The sequence below is a fragment of the Rothia sp. HMSC065B04 genome, assembly GCF_001812285.1.
GTDB classification, from domain to species: domain Bacteria; phylum Actinomycetota; class Actinomycetes; order Actinomycetales; family Micrococcaceae; genus Rothia; species Rothia mucilaginosa.
This window is the reverse complement of sequence record NZ_KV808408.1, coordinates 363,714-365,441: the sequence shown is the minus strand read 5'-3', so window position 1 is coordinate 365,441 and position 1,728 is coordinate 363,714. Positions and strand designations below refer to the sequence as shown.

The window sequence follows — 1,728 nt, the reverse complement described above, 5'->3', positions numbered from 1 at the left end:
GACGCTCACGAGGGTAGGTGGTGACCGGTTTGCCTGCCGTGTAGTTAGTGGCAGTATCGCCATTGCCGTACTCGATGACGTACGAGGAGGGCATGAGTTCAATTTCGACGTGTCCGGCGAGCATGTCTGCTTCGAGGCGGTAGGGGCCTCCGTCATCGACGTAGAAATTGATCTGATCGCCCTTGTAGACGTTGGGATCGCCTTCTGCCCTGCCGGTTCCTGCGGGGTTGTTGTAGGACTGGTGCAGGGTCGGCTTGCCCGGCTCTAGGGATTGGGCGGCGTGAAGGATTTCCTCCATGACTTCTTCGTAGGTCGGACCGGTGGGACCCGGACTGTCGGCACTGGTGAAGGTGCGGGTATCGTCGGGGACACAGGTTTCTGAGGTGGGGCTATATTTGCCGAGGCCACCATCGATGTAAGTCCCATCGTCACGAACAATGAGATTGTTGAGTTTTACGTGTCCAACCTTTCCGTCCTTTACGCAGCCAAGGATATTAGAGTCACTTTTGGAACGAATTAGGGTAAGGCCGTTGGCGCCTTTGGTGGTGTAGGTGCTAGGTTCTGAATTTGATGACTGAGATGGGTAATTTCCGTCATTTATATTTTCTGAGGTATGACCTGTGTTTCTATTGCCTCCGCTTTTGTCTTTATATTTTGTATTCTTAGTGGTTTGACATACTTTGGCGCTATTTTCAGATGAACATTCTTTTGTCGAGTCGCTACCTAATGCCGGAGCGATTGATGAGCATACAATATTTATTCCAATAATTATCAATGAAATATTTTTAATATTCTGTCTCATGTTTAGTCCTCAACACTTACATAATCAATGATTTCCCATTTTTGACCGTTGTGCTTCAGTTCAAATTTGAAGGTATCGTCAGTTTTGTCATCATTGGTCCAGCTAACCCAGCTCCCATCAGACTCAACAAAGATCTCACGATCCCATTCGCGATAGGCTTTCCAGAAGTAGGTTTCACCGTCTTCGGACCAAGGGTTTCCATCGGCTAGAAAATGGTCGATTCCACCAATAATCCATCCACCGCTTTGATAAAGCTCTTCTGCATTTTTATACTCTTCCAATTCACGTTTGAAATTTGGCGAGATGAACTTGCGAGCCATCGAGTAATCGCCAGTTTGAGTGCCGTAATTTGCCCACAAAATCCAGGCGTCCAAAGTCTTGCGGAGGCCTTCTAGAGATTTTTCGCGGTATCCGTCTTCAGGTGCGGTGGGTTTGGGTACGTTCTGGGCGGGACCATATTTGTCAGCCTTACGGTACTCCCCATCCGGTGCCTTGGAGCCACCCGAGTAGCCTCGGACAGTAGACGGAGTAGCGGAAGCAGAAGTGGCATCGGATGCCGCCGCGGATACCGAACCGGTATCGCTCGGCGCCGTGGATGCGGTGGCTGCCGCCTCGTTATTTGCCTGCTGGCCACACGCCGCAAGCAGGGCACCAAGGCCCACAAGTGCGCCGCTGCCCAACAGGGTACGGCGATTGAAAATGGTCGAATCCATAGAAGATACGCTCCTATCATCGGTGACGGTGTGATATATGTGCATGTCAGGCCATTATTGGTAGGTCAAGCTGACCACCGGAAGGAAAACAGCCCCGTAGTGCACCCGCTGAACGCATCAATGCGTTATGGAACACTACAGTTACCACTGTAGCGCATCTTTGTGTCTATTTGCATTGTTTTGAGTGCAATAGTATCTGAACGTCATTATTCG

2 protein-coding genes are annotated in these 1,728 nt (G+C 50.1%); both read right to left on the bottom strand.

Annotation, left to right across the window (positions count from 1 at the left end; all coding sequences use genetic code 11):
* A partial coding sequence (locus HMPREF2845_RS04790; protein WP_070634025.1) for a peptide ABC transporter ATPase occupies positions 1-802 on the bottom strand: 802 nt, incomplete at its 3' end.
* Between the two features lie 2 nt (positions 803-804).
* Positions 805-1,515, bottom strand: a complete 711-nt coding sequence (locus HMPREF2845_RS04785) for a DUF6318 family protein (RefSeq protein WP_070593354.1) — start codon at positions 1,513-1,515, stop codon at positions 805-807.
* Positions 1,516-1,728 lie beyond the last annotated feature (213 nt).